Below are 17,986 nucleotides of genomic sequence, written 5' to 3' on the forward strand. Positions count from 1 at the left end.
GGTGGCCACTGATAAGGCGCAGAATGTTCAGGACGTGTTCCTGAACCATGTGCGAAAGAACAAGACGCCGGTTACGGTGTTTCTGGTGAACGGGGTGAAGCTGCAGGGCATCATCACCTGGTTCGACAACTTTTCCGTCCTGCTGCGGCGCGATGGGCATACCCAGCTCGTCTACAAGCATGCGATCAGCACGGTGATGCCGGGCGCTCCGATCCAGCTCTTCGACCCGGTCGGGAAGCCTGAAGGGGCCGTCGCTGCCCCGGCCCGTGACGTGCTGACAGTCAGCGGCGCATCAGCCTCGTATGAGTGAACCGGTCGTTGGCGGCGCCCCCACGCGGGCTGCCGTCATCCTGCCCTGGGAACGGGAGGAGGCCAGCGACAGCCGCCGTTCCGCGGAAGCACGGCTTGCCGAGGCCATGGGCCTCGCTGCCTCCATCGGCCTTGTCATCGTCCATTCGGCCATCATGCCGCTGCGCCGCCGCCGGCCCTCCGCACTGCTCGGCGAAGGCCAGGTGGAGATGGTGCATGCCGATCTGAAGGCGCATGAGGTCGATCTCGTCGTCATGGATACGGCGCTGAGCCCGGTGCAGCAGCGCAACCTGGAGAAGGAATGGGGCTGCAAGGTCATCGACCGCACCGGCCTTATCCTGGATATTTTCGGCGAGCGGGCGCGCACCAAGGAAGGCGCCCTGCAGGTCGAACTCGCCCATCTTGACTATCAGCGGTCGCGCCTGGTGCGGTCCTGGACCCATCTGGAGCGTCAGCGCGGCGGCTTCGGCTTCCTGGGCGGTCCGGGTGAGACCCAGATTGAGGCTGACCGGCGCATGATCAGCGTGCGCATGGCGCGGCTGAAGCGCGAGATCGAGGAAGTGCGCCGCACCCGCGGCCTGCACCGGGAGGCGCGGCGCCGCACGCCGTATCCGATCATCGCTCTGATCGGCTATACCAATGCCGGCAAATCGACCCTGTTCAACGCCCTGACCGGGGCGACGGTGCATGCCGAGGACCAGCTGTTCGCGACGCTAGACCCGACCATGCGCACAATCGCGCTGCCGTCGGGCGGCCCGGCCATCCTGTCCGACACCGTGGGCTTCATCAGCGACCTGCCGACCGAACTGGTGGCCGCCTTCCGCGCGACACTGGAAGAGGTGGCCGAGGCCGATGTCATCCTGCATGTGCGCGATATCGCCCATCCCGATACGGCCGCGCAGAAGGCGGATGTGCTGGGCGTGCTGAATGCCATGGTGCGCGACGGCGCGCTGGATGCCGACTGGCCGCGCCGCACGCTCGATGTGTTGAACAAGGCCGACCTGCTCGGCGGCATCAGCGAAGTGCCGGGACTCGTGGAAGGTGGCGCCGCCGTGCCTATCTCCGCGTTGAGTGGCGAGGGGCTGGACCAACTGCGCCTGGCGATCGATGAGCGTCTGGCGAGCGCCAAGGAAGTGGCTTCGTTCGATATCCCCGCGTCCGACGGGGCGAAGCTCGCCTGGCTTTACCGTCATGGGGAAGTACTGGCGCGGGAAGATCAGGAGGAGGCGATTCGCGTGACCGTTCGCATGCTGCCCGCTGACCGGGCCCGGTTCGAGGCCATGACATGACGGCGCTGTCGGCTGGCCAGCTGGGCGATCTGTGGCGGTTGATGCGTGAGGCGGCGATCCAGGAAGTGCTGCCCCGTTTCCGTCAGTTCGACAGTTGCGGCGTGCGCACGAAGTCCGGCCCGCTCGATCTGGTGACGGATGCGGACGAGGCGGCTGAGCGTGTCATCACCGCCGGCATCCACAGGCTTTTTCCTGGCGCGCTGGTGGTGGGCGAGGAAGCGACGGCGGCTGATCCGAGCCTGCTTGGCCGAATCCGCGATGCCGATCTCTCCTTCGTGCTGGACCCGATCGACGGCACCGCGAATTTCGCGGCAGGATTGCCGCTGTTCGGCGTGATGGCGGCCGCGATGGTGCGGGGCGAGATTGTCGCCAGCATCATTCATGACCCGATCGGCGATGACGCGGCGCTGGCGCTGCGGGGCGAGGGGGCGTGGATGGAAACGCCGGCCGGGCGACGCACCGATCTGCGCGTTGCGGAGAGTGTGCCGGTCGCCCAGATGACCGGCGCCTTCGGCTGGCGCTATCTGCCCGAGCCGCAGCGCCGCAATCTGCTGTCGCGCCTGCCGGATGTGGCGACAAGCTGGGACTATCGCAACGCGGCGCATGAATACCGGCTGCTGGCGCAGGGCTTCTCCCATGTCGCGGTGTTCGGCCGGATGATGCCCTGGGATCATGCGCCGGGCTGGCTGATCCATCGCGAGGCCGGGGGCTACTCGGCCCGGCTGGACGGCACGCCCTATACGCCGACCGAGACGACCGGGGGCATCATCCTCGCCCCCGATCGCGCCGCCTGGGATTTGGTCAGAGCGTTGATGGAGTGATGTGACTGTCGGCACGCCGATGCCTGCGGATGATGCCGCAGACATCGGCAGCCGGTCGGCGCTTCAGGGCGCGGTGGCTTTGAAACTGTCGCGGGCCGAGACAAGCTGCCACCAGCTGGCCAGCGGGCCGTCTTTCAGAAACTCATCGGCATGGGGCGTCAGCGCCATATAGGCCATGATGGGCGCGAGATAGAGGTCAGCCAGGCTGATCTCATCCCCCGCCAGCCAGGGCGACTGGCCCTGGATGCGGACGATTTCCCGCACGACCAGGCGGCTCTTCTCAAGGGCTGCATGATGGGCCTCATGGTTCTGGCCGCCGATGAAATCCGGGAACAGGTGATAGCCGACCACGCCGAGCAGCGCGCCATAGCCATAGGAATCGATGATATTGGTCAGCATATCCATCCGCGCCGCATCCTTGGCCGATGCCGGCACCAGGGACGAACCCGGCAGGATCGCATTGAGATAGCGGGCGATGGCCGCGGTTTCGATCACGCGGAAGCCGTCAACCTCCACCACCGGTACTTTGCCGAAGGGATGGCGGGTCAGATGCTCAGGCTGTTTCGGTTCACCCTTGAGCACATCGACCGGAACCTGCTCGTAGTCGGAGACGCCTTTTTCCGCGAGCAGCATGCGGATGGTGCGCACATAGGTGGAGCCGCTGAAGCCCCATAGCGTGATCTGGTGTGTCATCTGATCGTTCTTCCTGTCTGCCTGCCATAGCTGGTCATGATGGCGCGGCATTCAACGCCGAATGGCGCCCGGAATTGAGCCATTCCCCGGCTGTCACCAGATCGTCGCGGAAGCGGGCCGCCCCTGTGCGCCGGTCAGGGCATAGAGCGTTGCCGAGACCAACGATACCAGCGGCCGTGCGTCTCCTCCTGCAGTCGCTCAGAACGCCTTATTGAAGGTGATCGTCACGCTTTGGGTCACGATATTCTCAGACGAACTGCCGACCAGCGTGCCATCCGTCGTGACACCGGGATTGGTCGTCGAGTTGACAAAGGTTGAGGAATAATTGCCCGTCTGCGTGGCAGTTTTGGCGGCGGTATAGTCCAGATCGACGAACCAGGTGGGTGTCAGGAAGTAGGTGACGCCGAGGTCCACGGCGCCGCCCAAGATCCAGCCGGAGCTGGAAAAGTTCTGCGGCGCACCGGAGACATTGGTATTGACGCCATTGATTTCGGCGTAGCCGACCAGACCGTTCAGATCAGTTTTTGTCTGGGTCAGCGTGGCGCCCATGCCGATATAGACGAAGCCTTTGCCGAAAGACCGACCGACGAAGGGCATCAGCGAAAACCGGCTATTGGCCTGCGTCTTGTAGGAATTGACGACGGCCACGCCGGTGAACGGAACGGTCGCATGGCCGTCCGTATAGGTGAAGGCGCCAGCTTGCGGAATGCCGACATCGCCCTCGGTCGCGCTCGCAAACAGATCCGTATAGGAGAATTTCGCACCCCACAGCCAAGGGCTGTTGGTAAAATGCTGGAAATATCCCAGCTGCACATTGGGACTTGCAGACGACGGGGAGGACAGGGAGACGGTGCCCGGCCCAGCCGCCGTGCCGGAGGACACAAGCTGACCGTTTGAGTAATTGTCAGAGGTTCCGACGGCGTAGATATCCTGCGTGCCGAAATTGGTATGATTATAGCTGGCGCCCACACCACCGAAGAAGGCGTGATCGGGCGCCGCCCAACTGGCTTCCGCCTGCGCGAAAGCAGGCCGTGCCGCCAGCACTGCGCTTACACAGACGGCTGCTACGCCAAGGCCCCGATATCGGACCGAGCGGGCGCGCCGGCGCGCGGTCTTCGCAGATGTCACGGTCGCAATCATCACCTGGGGCACCTGAAGGTTGAGCGTCTTTGGTATGCTTTAACGATCGTTCCGTCTCTGGCTATTTTAGGTGGCATATTGTGAAAGCGGCCTTTACGCCCGCTCAGCGAGGCGGCTCAAGCCATGCCTGCGCCGTGAGAAGATCAGCGAGAAACCGCCCCGTCTCGCGTTCCTGCGCGGCACGGTCAGGCAGGCGCAGCAGGTAGGAGGGATGCACCGTCGCGATCAGGCTGCGGTCCGGTTGCCAGTTCATCACCCTGCCGCGCGTATCGGCGAGCCGCCCTTGCGCGCCGGTCAGGGCATAGAGCGCGGTCTTGCCCATGGCGATCACCAGACGCGGCTGCACGATATCCAGCTCCTGCTGCAGCCACCAGCGGCATGTCTCAATCTCTCCCGAGTCCGGCTTCTGGTGAATGCGCCGCTTGCCGCTTGGCGCGAACTTGAAATGCTTGACCGCATTGGTGACATAGACGCGGGCGCGGTCGATTGCGGTGTCACCCAGAACCCGATCGAACAGCTGTCCGGCGGGACCCACGAAAGGCCGTCCGGCCAGGTCCTCGCGGTCGCCGGGCTGCTCCCCCACGATCATGAGATCGGCACGATCGGGCCCTTCGCCGAAAACCGTCTGCGTCGCCTGGCAATGCAGCGCGCAGCGCGTGCAGCTGGCCGCCTCCTGTCGCAAGGCCGCCAGGCCGGGCAGCGGGGGCGATGATGGCTCATTGTTCTGGCGCTGGTGAATTCTGGCGTGAAAGGCAGGCGGGGGCGCCTGCATCTGCTGTGCCGCCATGGCGGCGACCCGCGCCGGCGCGCCCGCGATCAGATCTGGGATCAGCCCGGCTTCGGGCAGGTTCTTCCAGTATTTCTTGGGCATTTCAGACTGCATGGCGCGCACCTTGAGACGCGCCGGATTGAAGATGGAGGCGTAATAGGTGAGCCACAGAGCATCCGTCGGGTCATCCAGCGCCGGCTTGATGGCCGGGTCATCGGAGAGCACAACCTCGCCCTCCGCGCAGGCGATGCTGCCCTTGGGCGTCAGGATCAGCCAGTCCATATCGGCGAAACGGCGCGCGAAGAAGGGCGCGATGCGGGCCAGGATGAAATGGTCAGGCTCGAACCAGGCGACGAAGCGACGCCTGGTCGTGTCTGCCGATGCCGGCACTTCACGGAACCGCACGAAGGCCGTCATCTTGTGGCAGTCCCGGCGCACGGATTTCTCAAGCTTGTGCAGGGACGCGATATCGGCATCCGTGGCCACGCCCAGCAGCCCGCGCTCCGTCTGCAGGCGGATGAGCACGCGGTAGAGCAGGGCGAAGCGGGCAGGGTCGCTATGACAGATGACGGTCTCGGCGAGAGCGACGAAGGCTTTCGGCACATTTTTGCCCGGACGGTCTGGCGCGGCGGGCGGCGGGTCCGCGGCGAACAGAGTGCCGCCATCTTCGGTAGACCAAACAACCACTTCGGGCTTGATGCCACGCGCCAGAAGCTGGCGGGCGGCACGGCGCCATTCATCGAAATCGCCACGGCCGCGGAGCAGGACGGCCTCCATCAGAACAGCGTCAACTGCTCGGCCGCCGGTTGGATGAGCACGGCCAGATCGGCGCTGTCGGTCAGGCGCCCCGGTGTCCAGCCTGCGGCGACGATGAAAGGCTTTACCTTCTTCAGCGAGACACGCAGCCGCGCGAGGTCGTCCAGCCGCAGGCGCCGATGGCGGCGCGAGGTAATGATCGCGTTGACGGCTTTGACGCCCAGGCCCGGCACGCGCAGCAGCATCGGCCGCTCGGCCCGGTTGACGTCCACCGGGAAATCACCGCGATGGGCCAGCGCCCAGGCGAGTTTGGGATCGAGTGCCAGGTCCAGCATCCCGTCGGGCCGCCCCTCCGTCACTTCCTCCACCGAAAATCCGTAGAAGCGGTAAAGCCAGTCGGCCTGATACAGCCGGTGCTCGCGCGCCAGCGGCGGACGGGCGGGCGGCAGCCGGCTGGAGGCATCAGGGATGGGACTGAAGGCCGAGTAATAGACCCGGCGCATGGCGTAACTGCCGTAAAGCCGGGCACTGGCGCCGAGGATTGCCGCGTCATTCGTCGCATCGGCGCCGATGATCATCTGGGTCGATTGACCGGCCGGGGCGAAGCGCTGCCGCCGCTTGGTCTGCAACGTGGGATCTGCCGCGCCCTCGATATGCAGCCGCAAATCGGCCATGGCGCGCCGGATTCCGGCCGGCTTCTTTTCCGGCGCCAGCGCGGCGAGGGAGGCGTCGCTCGGCAATTCGACATTGATGGAGAGGCGGTCTGCGTAAAGCCCGGCTTCCTCGATCAGTTTGGGCGAGGCTTCGGGGATGGTCTTGAGATGAATATAGCCGCGGAAATTGTGCTGAACCCGCAGGTCCCGCACCACGCGCACCATGTCTTCCATCGTATGGTCGGAGGAGCGGATGATGCCGGAGGAGAGAAACAGGCCTTCGATATAATTGCGCCGGTAGAATTCCAGCGTCAGCCAGACGACTTCCTCCGGCGTGAAGCGCGCGCGCTCGACATTGCTGGAGGACCGGTTGATGCAATAGGCGCAGTCATAGATGCAGAAATTGGTGAGCAGGATTTTGAGCAGGGAAATGCAGCGCCCGTCCGGCGCATAGGCATGGCAGATGCCGCTGCCTTCCGTGGAGCCCAGCCCGGCCTTGCCCTTCGACTCCCGCCGCGACGTGCCGCTCGACGCGCAGGAGGCGTCGTATTTGGCGGCATCCGACAGGATGGCGAGCCGTTCCTTGAATGACCTGGGCATTCTTGTTCTATATTTGTTCTCAACCTGTCGCGCAAGCGACGGCGCTGACACAGCGCTGTGAGCGGCGGCTTTCACATATGCGGAAAATCGGGCGGCGCGGCCGGAACAAGCCAGGTTCTGTCGTAATTCGCCTTGTCCTGCGTCTCCGGCAGGCCCAGCCGCCGATCAAGCCGCCACAGCCCGTAATAGGTCCAGCCGTCGCCGGGGAAGAGGCCGGCGGCCGATCGGCTGGCCCACCGGCTGGACATCAGGCAGCGACCGCAGCGATTCAGCGCGAACGCTGTTGAGATCGGCCCGTGATACCCTTGCCGCGGTCATAGAGAGTGAGGGCGAGCCCACCAAAGGACTGCCGCACCGGGAAGAGCCAGGGTGGCGCGGAATGGCGCCGCGCCGTCAGAAGATACCCGCTTTCGCGGGTATGACGGCGTTGTGTGGTGATTCTGACCGAAACTGACAAATTCTAAAACGCGCGATTAAAGGTCAGCGTGATGCTATTGGTCATGATCTTCTCCGACGACTGGCCATAGAGATTGCCGGTCGTGATCACGCCAGGATTGGTTGTGCTGTTGGTGAAGCTGGACTGATAGCGCCCGATCTGGGCCGCCGTTTCGGCAAAGCTATAGGCGAGGTCGACGAACCAGTTTCGGGCGACGAAATAGCTGGCGCCGAGCGTGACACCCGCGCCCAAGACCCAGCCCGAACTCGCAAAACTCTGCGGCGCGCCGGAGACGTTCACGTTCTGCCCGTTGATGGTGGCATAGCCGACGAGATCGTTCAGATCGGTCTCGGCATGCGTCATGGTGCCACCGACACCCAGATAGAGAAAACCCGGCCCGATCGTATAGCCGATGAAGGGGCCGGCGCTGAAACGGCTGTCCGCCTTCACCTGATAGCTTTGCATGACCGCGACACCGGTAAAGCTCTGCAGGCTGCGCGGCGAGGCATAGGCAATCACCCCGGCCTGGAGAATGCCGACATTGATGGATGTCTCCTCAGCCTGGAGGTCCGCGTAGGAAACCTTGAAGCCCCAAAGCCAGGGACTGGTGCCGATGCGACGGTAATAGCCGAAGCGGAGTTCCGGGCTTGCGGTCGTCGCATTGGAGGGATCGACCGAACCAGGTCCCCAGGCCGACCCGATGGAGACGAGATTGCCGTCGGCGTAGTTCTTTGATGTGCCGATGGCGTAGAGGCTTTGATGCCCGAAATTGACCCGGTTGATGCCGAAGCCGATACCGCCGAAAAAGGCGCCTGTCGGCACCTCAAGATTGCTTTGCCACGACTGAGCCCTGGCTTGCCGTGTCGCCATGGCCGTCGTCATGACAATCAGTGACACGGCAATCCGGCAAAGCCGCCGCAGACGCGTTCTATCGCGGTTCAGTGCCATCGTCCTACCTTCGTGCCAGTGCCGGTGCCGACCGGTGCCGTACGAAACCTAGCGCGATGACCTGAAGGGAGGGTTCATAACTCGTTTATGAAACGTAACCAAATGCGGAATTACTGCGGCGGGGTAAGACCATCTTCACCATAGGCGATCCGTCCGGCGGCTGTCGGGTTTTTGGGATCGGGAAAAACCACCACTTTCATGCCGGGCTGCAGCGCCGCGTAGGTGCCGGGGCCAACGGTGACGATAGGCGTGCCGGGCGGCACCAGAATGGTCTGCTGCCCGCCATTATAGGTCACCGTCAGCACATCGCCGTCGGCATGCTTCAGATCGCCGACGGTGCCGTTGGTCATGCTGCTATGGGGTGTTAGGTCCCAGGCATAGTGACCTTCCCCCACCCCCTTCATGCTGGGCGGAAAGACCGTCACTTCCAGGGCGCGCAACCGCCCAGGCCCGTCCGAGACGGCAGCGCTGCCGATATAGCTGCCGGGCTGGATGGCCGAGAGCGCCAGCGGCCGTTCCGCGGCAAAGCCGGTATCCGGCGTGATGGCGAAGGTCGCGCTGGCCCCCGTCAGGCTATCGACCACGATCTGCTGCGGCGAGATGGAGACGATGCTGCCGCGGGCGCGGTGGCCTGATGCGGCCGAGGCGGCACTTCCGCCGAGAAGCATGATGCTGATGGCAGCCGCGGCGACATAGAAAGGGCGCATCCAATCCTCCGAAGGCGGCCGATCGCCCTGCCATCCGGCGGATAGCGGATGACGTCCGGCCGTGCCACTCACAATGGCCCCGGCCGGCCGAAACGCAAGCGACGATCAGCGGCTGCGGCGGCTTTCCATGCGCGCGCGCGCCGCGTCGCCAAAGGCGCGGAAGATGGCGGTCGATAAGGCATCCTCCCCAAAACGCCATTCCGGGTGCCACTGAATGGCCGTGGTGAAGGTTTTGGCGCCCGGATGACGGAAGGCTTCGACGACACCATCCGGTGCGCGGGCTTCGACCACCATGCCCGGCGCCAGCCGGTCGACGCCCTGTTCATGCAGGGAATTGACCCGCCAGCTGGTATCACCGCCGACCCAGCCGGAAAACAGTCCGCCGGGCTCAAGCGCCACGTCATGCACGGGTGCATATTGATCGGGAATGGGCAGGGATTTGTCATAGCGGTGGTCCAGATCGCCGGCGCTGACCTCATGCAGCTTCGGATGCAGCGAGCCGCCGAAGGCCACATTCATCTCCTGGCAGCCGCGGCAGACGCCGAGCATGGGCACGCCGGCCTCGAAAGCCGCGCGGATCAGGCCGATGGACAGCGCATCGCGGTTGGGATCGGACGGCAGCACCTGATCCTCCGGCGGGCGGCCGTAGAGGGCGGGGGCGACGTTGGACGGGCTGCCGGGCAGGAAGATACCGTCCACCAGATCCAGGATTTCGGCATAGTCGATGGACTGGGCCAGCGGATTGCCGTCAACGTCCGAGATCCGGCCGGGCAGCAGGATGGGCTGCGCATTGGCGCCGGCCGCGACGGCTGCCAGATATTTCTCCACCACGAGATGCGCGGGATGGCCGGAAACCGCCGTCACGTCGCATACGAACCCAATCACCGGCCTGCGCATCAAAGCTGATCCTTATTACCCATCATGTGATTATCTAGGTAGCGCCCATCCCGGCGCCGATAGACGTCGCTGCAACTCTGCCGTCAGGCGGCGGCACCCGCCGGCACCTTGGCCACCGGCAGCATCCGGCCTGAGCGCACCAAATGTCCGATGCCGGTGCGGATATCGCTCGCAATGGCCCGGCGCAAGGCCTGTTCGTCGCCTTCCGCAATCGCGGTCAGCGCCACCTGATGATAGTCGTAGCCATCATCCTCGGCCGGGAAGTCCTCCAGCGCCGCGCGCATGAAGGGTCCGGTCTGCAGCCAGACGGATTCGATCAGCGGCACCAGAACGCTGTCCGTCCGGGCATTGTACATGGTCAGGTGAAACAGGAAATTCTGCGCCACCACGGTCTCGGAATCACCCTGGGCGATGGCGTCCTCGATGGTCTGGTCGATGCGCTGCAGCTGGGCCAGGCGCGCCGCGTCAATCAGCGGCAGGGCGCGGCCGGCGGCCTCCATCTCCAGCACGGTGCGGGCGGCCAATAATTCCTCGAAACGGTCGGCCGTCATGCCGGGCACGCGCACACGGCGATTGTCGAGCAGGGTCAGCGCGCGTTCCGCCACCAGCCGCCGCAGCGCCTCGCGCACGGGCATGGCGCTGACATCCATGGCCTCGGCCAGGCCACGGATGGTCACGGCCTGACCGGGCGGAAAGCCACCCGACATGATGGCGCGTCGGAGACCCCGAAAGACCCATTGGTGGATCGTCTCTCCGGCCACGCGGGCGGGCATCGTCAATTTCGGCGCATCGTCAGTCATAAGAATCTCTGTAGCAGCGTTTCCTGATCGATAGCAGGGATAGATACTTGCACAATGTGATCACATTGTGCGGTAATAGGCAAAGCAAATACGGAGATAATCATGACGGTGCTTCCCCGCGTGGCAGTGGGTGGAAAGTCGAAGAAGTCCGAGGGCGGGGCGATCGTCGAAGCCTTCCTGGTGGATGGAAACGGCGTGCCGCGCGGCAAATGGGTGCCGGCCGACAAGCTTGCCGACGTGATCGATAAGGGCGTGCTGATGCCGCGCTCGGTCTTCGCGCAGGATATCTGGGGCCGGGACGCCGACGAGGCCGGTCTTGCCTGGGGCACGGGCGACCCGGACGGTCTCTGCCGGCCGGTCGAAGGCTCGGTACTTCCGGTGTCCTGGCTGTCGCGCCGGGCGACCCAGGTCATGCTGCGCATGGTGGACAAGGATGGCAGCCCGTATTTCGCCGATCCGCGCACGGTGCTGGAAAACGTGCTGGAGCGGTTCAAGCTGGCCGAGCTGACCCCGGTCGTCGCGACCGAGCTGGAATTCTATTTCATCCAGCCGGTGGAGATGGCGGGCGAGCGTCCGCGCCCTTACGGCGCCGATGCCGAGGGCTTCAAGGGCTGGCAGCAGAACGTCCTCGCGATCGACGAACTGCATGCCTATGACGCGATCTTTGCCGATATCGCGCGCTATGCGGCCGACCAGGGCATTCCGCTGGACGGCATGGTGCGCGAAAACGGACCCGACCAGTATGAGCTGAACTTCACCCATACCGATGATGTGGTGCGGGCGGCGGATTGGACGGTGATGATGAAGCGCATCGTCAAAGGGGCGGCGCGCCGCCACGGCATGGACGCGACCTTCATGGCCAAGCCCTATGGCGGCCTCGCCGGCTGCGGCATGCATACCCATCTCAGCCTGCTCGACAGGGCAGGGGCCAATATCTTCGTCGCCCAAGGCCATGAGCCCGGTGGCAAGCTGCGCCAGGTGGTGGGCGGCATGCTCAATACGATGAAGGACAGCATGCTGGTGCTGGCCCCGCATGCCAATTCCTATCGCCGCCTGACGCCCGCGACCCATGCGCCGACGCGCCTGACCTGGGGCATCGACAACCGCACGGCGGCCATCCGCATCATCGAAGCCGGACCCGCGACCCGCGTCGAGCATCGCGTCGCCGGCACCGATACCAACCCCTATCTGACGCTCGCCATCATCCTCTCTGCCGCTCTGCACGGTCTGGAGACCGAAGCGGTGCCGCCCGAGCCGCTGGACGGCGAGCATAGCCAGTCCGGCGCCGAAACCCTGCCCGCGACCTGGGATGAAGCGCTCGGCCGCTTCGAGTCCTCGGCCTTCATCGAAAAGGCCTTCGGCACGCGCTACCGCCATGTCTATGCCGCGGTGAAGCGGCAGGAAATTGCGGAGTTCCGCGCCCATGTCACGGAATTTGAATACGACGCCTATCTGAGGACCGCCTGACCATGGCCGCCGCCATTCCCGCCCGCGCGGCCCACGCGCCATCCTATTACGCGGCGACACGCAATCCGGCGCCGCTCCGCATGCCGCTGGTCGGCGATGTCAGCGCGGATGTCTGCATCATCGGCGCGGGCTTTACCGGCACGTCTGCGGCTCTCTTTCTTGCGGAAGCCGGCATCCGCGCGGTGGTGCTGGAAGCGAAGCAGATCGGCTGGGGAGCCTCGGGCCGCAATGGCGGCCAGATCGTCAACGGCTATAGCCGGGATATGGCCGTCATCCGGTCGCGCTATGGCGAGGCAAGCGCGCGGGCGCTGGGGGCGATGTCGCTCGAAGGTGGCGACATCATCCGCGAGCGTGTCGAGACCTATGGCATTGATTGCGACCTCGTGCCCGGCGGTTTCCTCGCCGCCTTCAACCACCGGCAGATGCGCGAACTTGCGCATGTCAAATCAAGCTGGGCCGAGTACGGCCATCAATGGCTTGAAATGGTCGATCAGGCGAGCCTGCCCGATATCGTGGAAAGCGATCTCTATGTCGGCGGCATGATCGACCATAAGGCCGGGCATCTGCATCCGCTCAATCTCGTGCTCGGCGAAGCGGCGGCGGCGGAGCGCCTGGGCGCCGTGTTCCATGAAGACAGTCCGGTGCAGCGGATCGAGGAGACGGGCGCGGGCGTCACCGTCCATACCGATCGCGGCCGGGTATTGGCCAAAACCGTGCTCGTCTGCGGCAATGCCTATCTGGGCCAGGCGGTGCCGAGCCTGACGAACAAGATCATGCCGGTCTCGACCCAGGTGCTGACGACGGTGCCGCTGGAGCCCGCGCTGCTCGACCGGCTGCTGCCGCGCAATTACTGCGTCGAAGACTGCAATTACGTGCTGGATTACTATCGCCGCACGGCCGATGACCGGCTGCTGTTCGGCGGCGGCATCGTCTATGGCGGCACGGACCCCGCCAGCATCGAAGGCAAGATCCGGCCCCATCTGGAAAAGACCTTCCCGGACCTGCGTGGCGTACAGGTTGAGTTCGCCTGGAGCGGCAATTTCGCCCTGACCATGACGCGCGTGCCCCATGTCGGCCGGCTGTCGCCCAATGTCCTGTTCAGCCATGGCGACAGTGGCCATGGCGTGACAACGACGCATCTGCTCGGCCGCCTGCTGGCGGAAGCCGTGCGCGGCCGTATGGAGCGCTTCGACACCTTTGCGGGTCTTCCCTATTATCCCTTCCCGGGCGGCCGCGCTTTACGCGTGCCGCTCACCGTGCTCGGCGCCTGGTGGTATGGCCTGCGCGACCGGCTAGGGGTGTGATCATCGTGCCGGCCAGAGACATGTGAGAGAAACAATGCTCGACATTCCCAACGACATCGACCGGCTGCGCGACATTGACAATGCGCATCACCTGCATCCCTTCACCGACCACAAGTCCCTGCATGAGGGACGCGTCCGCGTCATCACGCGCGGCGAGGGCGTGTGGATCTGGGACGGCGAGGGCAACCGCCTGCTGGACGGCATGGCCGGCCTGTGGTGCGTGAACGCCGGCTACAGCCAGCCGTCCATTGTGGAGGCCGCTGCCCGCCAGATGGCGACGCTGCCCTATTACAATTGCTTCTTCAACAGCACGACGGCGCCGGCCGCCGCGCTATCGGAGCGCCTCACGCGCCTCAGCCCGCCCGGGCTGAACCATGTCTTCTACGCCTCATCCGGGTCGGAAGCGGTGGACAGCGCGCTGCGCATCGTGCGCCAGTATTGGAAGCTGCTGGGCAAGCCAGAGAAGCGCATCATCGTCAGCCGCGAATACGGCTATCACGGTTCGACCATCGCCGGCGCCTCGGTCGGCGGGATGCGGGACATGCATGCCCAGGCCGGGGACCTGCCTGATTTCCATCAGGTCATGACGCCCTATACCTGGCGCGATGCCGGTGACCTGTCACCGGTCGAATTCGGCCGCCGTGCGGCCGCCAGCCTGCAGACCTATATCGACCAGGTCGGCGCGGACCGGATCGCGGCCTTCATCGGCGAGCCCATCCAGGGGGCCGGCGGCGTCATCATCCCGCCTGACGGCTACTGGGCGGAAATCCAGCGCATTTGCCGTGAGAACGACATTCTGCTGATCGCCGACGAGGTCATCTGCGGCTATGGGCGGCTCGGCTCCATGTTCGGCTCCTTCGCCTATGACATTCAGCCAGACCTGATGACGACCGCCAAGGGCATCACCTCAGGCTATATGCCGCTATCGGCGACCTTTGTCGGTGACCGCGTGGCCGATGTCCTGATCGACGAGGGCGGCGAATTCTATCACGGCTTCACCTATGCCGGTCATCCGGTGGCCTGCGCCGTGGCACTTGCCAATCTCGACATTATCGAGGGACAGAATCTGGTGGGCGCGGCCGCCGCCCAGGGCGAAAAGCTGCTGGCGGGCCTGCGCGCGGCGGTGGGCGACCATCCGCTGGTCAGCGAAATCCGCGGCCGCGGCCTGATGATCGCCATCGAACTCGCCGAAGATCGCGACGGGCACAAGCCCTATCCATCGTCGCGCAAAGTGGGGATGACCTGCCGCAATCATGCGACCGCCGGTGGTCTCGTCATGCGCGCCTGCCGCGACACGATGGTGCTGGCGCCCCCGCTGATCATTTCGGATGAGGAAGTGGGCATCGTCGTGGAGCGTGCGGCGCGCGCCATCGACCAGACCTGGTCCGATCTGCGGGCCGGCTGACCCAGCCTGGTCGTGCCGCGCTGGCATGGAGCGCGGCACGACATTCATCAAAACACCACATGGCTTCACCAAGCGTCCATCCTATACACGCACCCCCCAAAGAATAAGGAGGTGCTGATGGCATCGCTCAGGGCCAATGCCGTTTCCACGCTTGAGTCGCTCATCATGGGCATCGGCGGCAGTGCGCCGGGCTTTTCGATTGCGGTGACGACGGCGACGCTTTTCGGCACAGCGGGGCTGGTGTCACCCGGCGCGCTGGTCCTGTTCGCCCTGCCCATGCTCGGCATTGCCATGGGCTATAAGGCCCTCAGCCTGAAACGCCCGGATGCGGGCGCCAATTACCAATGGACGACCGATGCCTTCGGCCGTTTCTGGGGTTATCTCTCCGGCTGGGCGCTGCTGGTATCGGGCCTCGTCTCGATGGTGTCGGCGACGCTGCCCTTCGGCACGCAGACGCTGAATTTCATCGCCCCCGGCCTGACCGATAACGTGCTGATCACCTCAGGCATCGCGGTCCTATGGTTTCTCGCCATCGCCGGTGTTCTGGTTCTGGGCGTGACGCTGACCGCCATCATGCAGGTGGTGATGATGGTGATCGAACTGACGGTGCTGACCACCATCCTGATCGCCGCCGTCATCCATATGGCGCTGCATGGCGCGGCCTTGCCCTTCTCCTGGTCCTGGTTCGGCTTTGGCTATGCGCCCGGCAGCTTCGCCTCTTCCGCGCTTCTCGTCGTCTTCTTCTATTGGGGCTGGGATGTTACGTCGAACCTCGGTGAGGAGACCAAGCATGACCAGCCGGATGCGGCGGGCGGCGGCGGCTTCTACAGCATTTTCGTGACGATCAGCTATTTCACGGCCTATGCCGTGATCGGGCTCATGCTGTTCGGGCCCGAGAAGGGCCAGAGTTTTTCGGACAATCTGATCTACCATATGGCGCTGACCGCCGGGCTTGGCCACATAGGCGCCCTCGCGGCCTCTGTCGCGGTTATCCTGTCCAGCATCGGCAATCTGGAAACGACGATGCTGCAATCGTCGCGCGCCATCTATGCCATGGGGCGCGACCGCGCTTTGCCGACAAGCCTCAGCGTCATTGATGCAGCAACGCAGACGCCGATCCGCGCCATGATGGTGCTGATCGTCTCGGGCGTGGCCATCATCCTGGGCGCCAGCTTCCTGCCGTCGATCAAGCTGATCCTGTCCGATTCGGTCGATGCCGTCGCCGTGCAGGTCTGTTTCTATTACGGGCTGACGGGGATCGTGTCCTTCTGGGCTTATCGTGGGACCTGGCGCGGCGAGCCCATGACCTTTCTGTCCTATGCGCTTTTCCCTGCGGCCAGCGCGATCGTGCTATTTGGGCTCGGCATCTATGCCTTCACCACTTTCGACATGCTGACGCGGATCGTGGGTGTGGGCGGATTGCTGATCGGCCTTTTGTTCTTCCGGCCGAAGGGCTATCGCCCGCTGGCCAGTGCCGCGGCGCCGGCCGAGTGATCCTGCGGCGCGTGCCCGCGCGGCCTGCGCAAAATAAGAACTTGGCAATAGAGATGAAATTGGTGAAGGTTACAAAATCGTGATGTGACATCCGCGAGATGGGGGCAGGGAATTATGGCGGCCAAACTCAAGCCGAATGCGCTGTCTCTGTCGGAGTCAGTCATCATGGGGATCGGCGGCAGCGCCCCTGGTTTCTCCATCGCGGTGACGACGGCAACCCTGCTCGGCACCGCAGGCACCGTCTCGCCCGGCGCGCTCATCCTGTTCGCGATCCCGATGCTGGGCATCGCCGTCGTCTACAAGGGCCTCAGCCGCAAGATGACGGATGCGGGTGCGGCCTATCAGTGGACGACGCAATATTTCGGCAAGTTCCTGGGCTATCTCTCAGGCTGGGCGCTGCTGGTCGCGTCGATGGTGTTCATGGTGGCGGGGAGCGTGCCGCTTGGCACTGCGACGCTCAATCTGATCGATCCGTCCTTGGCGCAGAGTGTGGTTTTGACGACCGCGATCGGTGCGCTGTGGTTTGTCGTCATCGGCATGGTGCTGATCACGGGCGTCGGGTTGACCAGCAAGATTCAGGTCGTGATGACCTCGCTCGAACTCATCATCCTCACCGTCGTCGCGATCGCCGCCTTCGTGCATACGGCCATTCATGGTGCGGTCAATCATTTCTCCTGGAGCTGGTTCGGCCTCGGCTACGCGCCCGGCACCTTCGCGGCCTCGGCCCTGGTCGTCGTCTTCTTCTACTGGGGCTGGGACGTGACCTCGAACCTCAGCGAAGAGACCAATGATCATCCGCCGGACGCGGCCGGCAATGGCGGTTTCTACAGTGTCTTCATCACCATCTGCTATTTCGTCGCTTTTACCCTGGCAGCGCTGTTTCTGTTCAGCCTGAAGGACGCTCAGGGCTTCTCAGACAATATCATCTATCATATCGCTTTGCAGTCGGGTCTTGGCCGGGCAGGGGCCTTGGCCGCGTCCTTCGCGGTCATTCTCTCCAGCGTCGGCACGCTGGAGACGACGATGCTGCAATTCTCGCGCACGCTTTATGCCATGGGCCGGGACCGCGCGATGCCGGCGGCCCTGGGTGTGGTGCAGGAGCGGACTTTGACGCCCGTTCGCACCATGGTGGTCCTGGTGGGTTTGGGACTGGTGACGATTTTCCTGTCGAGCTTCCTGCCCAGCATCGGCGCTATTCTGTCGGACTCGGTGAATGCCATTGCCGTCCAGGTTTGCTATTACTATGGCCTCGCCGGGCTGGTCGGTTTCTGGGTCTACCGCGCCGCGTATCGGGAGTCGGTGGGCGACTGGCTGCTCTATGCCATCTTCCCGCTGCTGAGTGCGGTGACGCTGATCGTGCTGGGGCTTTATGCGATCACGACCTTCAATACGGTGACGCAGATCGTGGGCGTGGGTGGCTTGCTGATCGGCATTATTTTCTTCCGCCCCTCCGGCTACCGCGCCACGCCGCTGGCGATCGCCGCGGAGTAACAGGAAA

17 protein-coding genes are annotated in these 17,986 nt (G+C 64.3%); 8 read left to right on the plus strand and 9 right to left on the minus strand.

Annotated elements, in window-relative coordinates; translation table 11 throughout:
- Nucleotide 1: 1 nt before the first annotated feature.
- The 3 genes from hfq to AC3G7M_RS13120 are packed head-to-tail and all read left to right on the plus strand — an operon-like array spanning nucleotide 2 to nucleotide 2,419.
- On the plus strand, nucleotides 2–310 hold the full coding sequence (gene hfq, locus AC3G7M_RS13110; protein ID WP_489212495.1) for an RNA chaperone Hfq: 309 nt from the start codon (nucleotides 2–4) through the stop codon (nucleotides 308–310).
- Nucleotides 303–1,598, plus strand: coding sequence for a GTPase HflX (hflX, locus tag AC3G7M_RS13115; protein ID WP_489212497.1), 1,296 nt, complete (start codon nucleotides 303–305; stop codon nucleotides 1,596–1,598). The genes hfq and hflX overlap by 8 nt, the downstream gene beginning before the upstream one ends.
- Nucleotides 1,595–2,419, plus strand: a complete 825-nt coding sequence (locus tag AC3G7M_RS13120) for an inositol monophosphatase family protein (protein WP_489212498.1) — start codon at nucleotides 1,595–1,597, stop codon at nucleotides 2,417–2,419. Before hflX ends, AC3G7M_RS13120 begins: the two co-directional genes overlap by 4 nt.
- A 63-nt stretch (nucleotides 2,420–2,482) precedes the next feature.
- Here the strand turns inward: AC3G7M_RS13120 and AC3G7M_RS13125 are convergent, their stop codons facing one another.
- The 9 genes from AC3G7M_RS13125 to AC3G7M_RS13165 form a co-directional block, all read right to left on the minus strand.
- Complete coding sequence (locus tag AC3G7M_RS13125; protein ID WP_489212500.1) at nucleotides 2,483–3,112, minus strand: glutathione S-transferase family protein; 630 nt, start codon at nucleotides 3,110–3,112, stop codon at nucleotides 2,483–2,485.
- A 198-nt stretch (nucleotides 3,113–3,310) separates the two neighbouring features.
- The gene (locus AC3G7M_RS13130; RefSeq protein WP_489212502.1) at nucleotides 3,311–4,240 is read right to left on the minus strand and encodes a hypothetical protein; all 930 of its coding nucleotides are present in this window, start codon (nucleotides 4,238–4,240) and stop codon (nucleotides 3,311–3,313) included.
- Nucleotides 4,241–4,355: 115 nt separating this feature from the next.
- Nucleotides 4,356–5,798 carry a UdgX family uracil-DNA binding protein gene (locus AC3G7M_RS13135; RefSeq protein ID WP_489212503.1) on the minus strand — a complete coding sequence of 481 codons (1,443 nt, stop codon included), beginning with the start codon at nucleotides 5,796–5,798 and terminating at the stop codon, nucleotides 4,356–4,358.
- The gene (locus AC3G7M_RS13140) at nucleotides 5,798–7,030 is read right to left on the minus strand and encodes a putative DNA modification/repair radical SAM protein (protein WP_489212505.1); all 1,233 of its coding nucleotides are present in this window, start codon (nucleotides 7,028–7,030) and stop codon (nucleotides 5,798–5,800) included. Before AC3G7M_RS13140 ends, AC3G7M_RS13135 begins: the two co-directional genes overlap by 1 nt.
- A gap of 71 nt (nucleotides 7,031–7,101) precedes the next feature.
- A complete protein-coding gene (locus tag AC3G7M_RS13145) occupies nucleotides 7,102–7,278 on the minus strand; it encodes a hypothetical protein (protein WP_489212507.1) in 177 nt (58 codons plus the stop codon).
- A 212-nt stretch (nucleotides 7,279–7,490) separates the two neighbouring features.
- Nucleotides 7,491–8,363 (minus strand): outer membrane protein, encoded by an 873-nt coding sequence (locus AC3G7M_RS13150; RefSeq protein WP_489212508.1) that lies wholly within the window; start codon nucleotides 8,361–8,363, stop codon nucleotides 7,491–7,493.
- A 161-nt stretch (nucleotides 8,364–8,524) separates the two neighbouring features.
- Complete coding sequence (locus AC3G7M_RS13155; protein ID WP_489212509.1) at nucleotides 8,525–9,121, minus strand: hypothetical protein; 597 nt, start codon at nucleotides 9,119–9,121, stop codon at nucleotides 8,525–8,527.
- A 105-nt stretch (nucleotides 9,122–9,226) separates the two neighbouring features.
- Complete coding sequence (locus tag AC3G7M_RS13160) at nucleotides 9,227–10,018, minus strand: gamma-glutamyl-gamma-aminobutyrate hydrolase family protein (protein WP_489212510.1); 792 nt, start codon at nucleotides 10,016–10,018, stop codon at nucleotides 9,227–9,229.
- 83 nt (nucleotides 10,019–10,101) lie between these two features.
- The gene (locus AC3G7M_RS13165; RefSeq protein WP_489212511.1) at nucleotides 10,102–10,818 is read right to left on the minus strand and encodes a GntR family transcriptional regulator; all 717 of its coding nucleotides are present in this window, start codon (nucleotides 10,816–10,818) and stop codon (nucleotides 10,102–10,104) included.
- A gap of 102 nt (nucleotides 10,819–10,920) precedes the next feature.
- On the opposite strand from AC3G7M_RS13165, the gene AC3G7M_RS13170 reads away from it, so the two are divergent.
- The 5 genes from AC3G7M_RS13170 to AC3G7M_RS13190 all read left to right on the plus strand — a co-directional run bounded on the left by AC3G7M_RS13170 (nucleotide 10,921) and on the right by AC3G7M_RS13190 (nucleotide 17,979).
- Nucleotides 10,921–12,285, plus strand: a complete 1,365-nt coding sequence (locus AC3G7M_RS13170; RefSeq protein ID WP_489212512.1) for a glutamine synthetase family protein — start codon at nucleotides 10,921–10,923, stop codon at nucleotides 12,283–12,285.
- 2 nt (nucleotides 12,286–12,287) lie between these two features.
- Nucleotides 12,288–13,589, plus strand: a complete 1,302-nt coding sequence (locus AC3G7M_RS13175) for an NAD(P)/FAD-dependent oxidoreductase (protein ID WP_489212514.1) — start codon at nucleotides 12,288–12,290, stop codon at nucleotides 13,587–13,589.
- A gap of 34 nt (nucleotides 13,590–13,623) precedes the next feature.
- Nucleotides 13,624–14,994 (plus strand): aminotransferase, encoded by a 1,371-nt coding sequence (locus tag AC3G7M_RS13180; protein WP_489212515.1) that lies wholly within the window; start codon nucleotides 13,624–13,626, stop codon nucleotides 14,992–14,994.
- 117 nt (nucleotides 14,995–15,111) lie between these two features.
- Entirely contained in the window at nucleotides 15,112–16,488 is a 1,377-nt protein-coding gene (locus AC3G7M_RS13185) for an APC family permease (protein WP_489212516.1), read from the plus strand.
- 114 nt (nucleotides 16,489–16,602) lie between these two features.
- On the plus strand, nucleotides 16,603–17,979 hold the full coding sequence (locus tag AC3G7M_RS13190) for an APC family permease (RefSeq protein WP_489212517.1): 1,377 nt from the start codon (nucleotides 16,603–16,605) through the stop codon (nucleotides 17,977–17,979).
- Nucleotides 17,980–17,986 lie beyond the last annotated feature (7 nt).

It is taken from the genome of Acidisoma sibiricum, assembly GCF_057837225.1.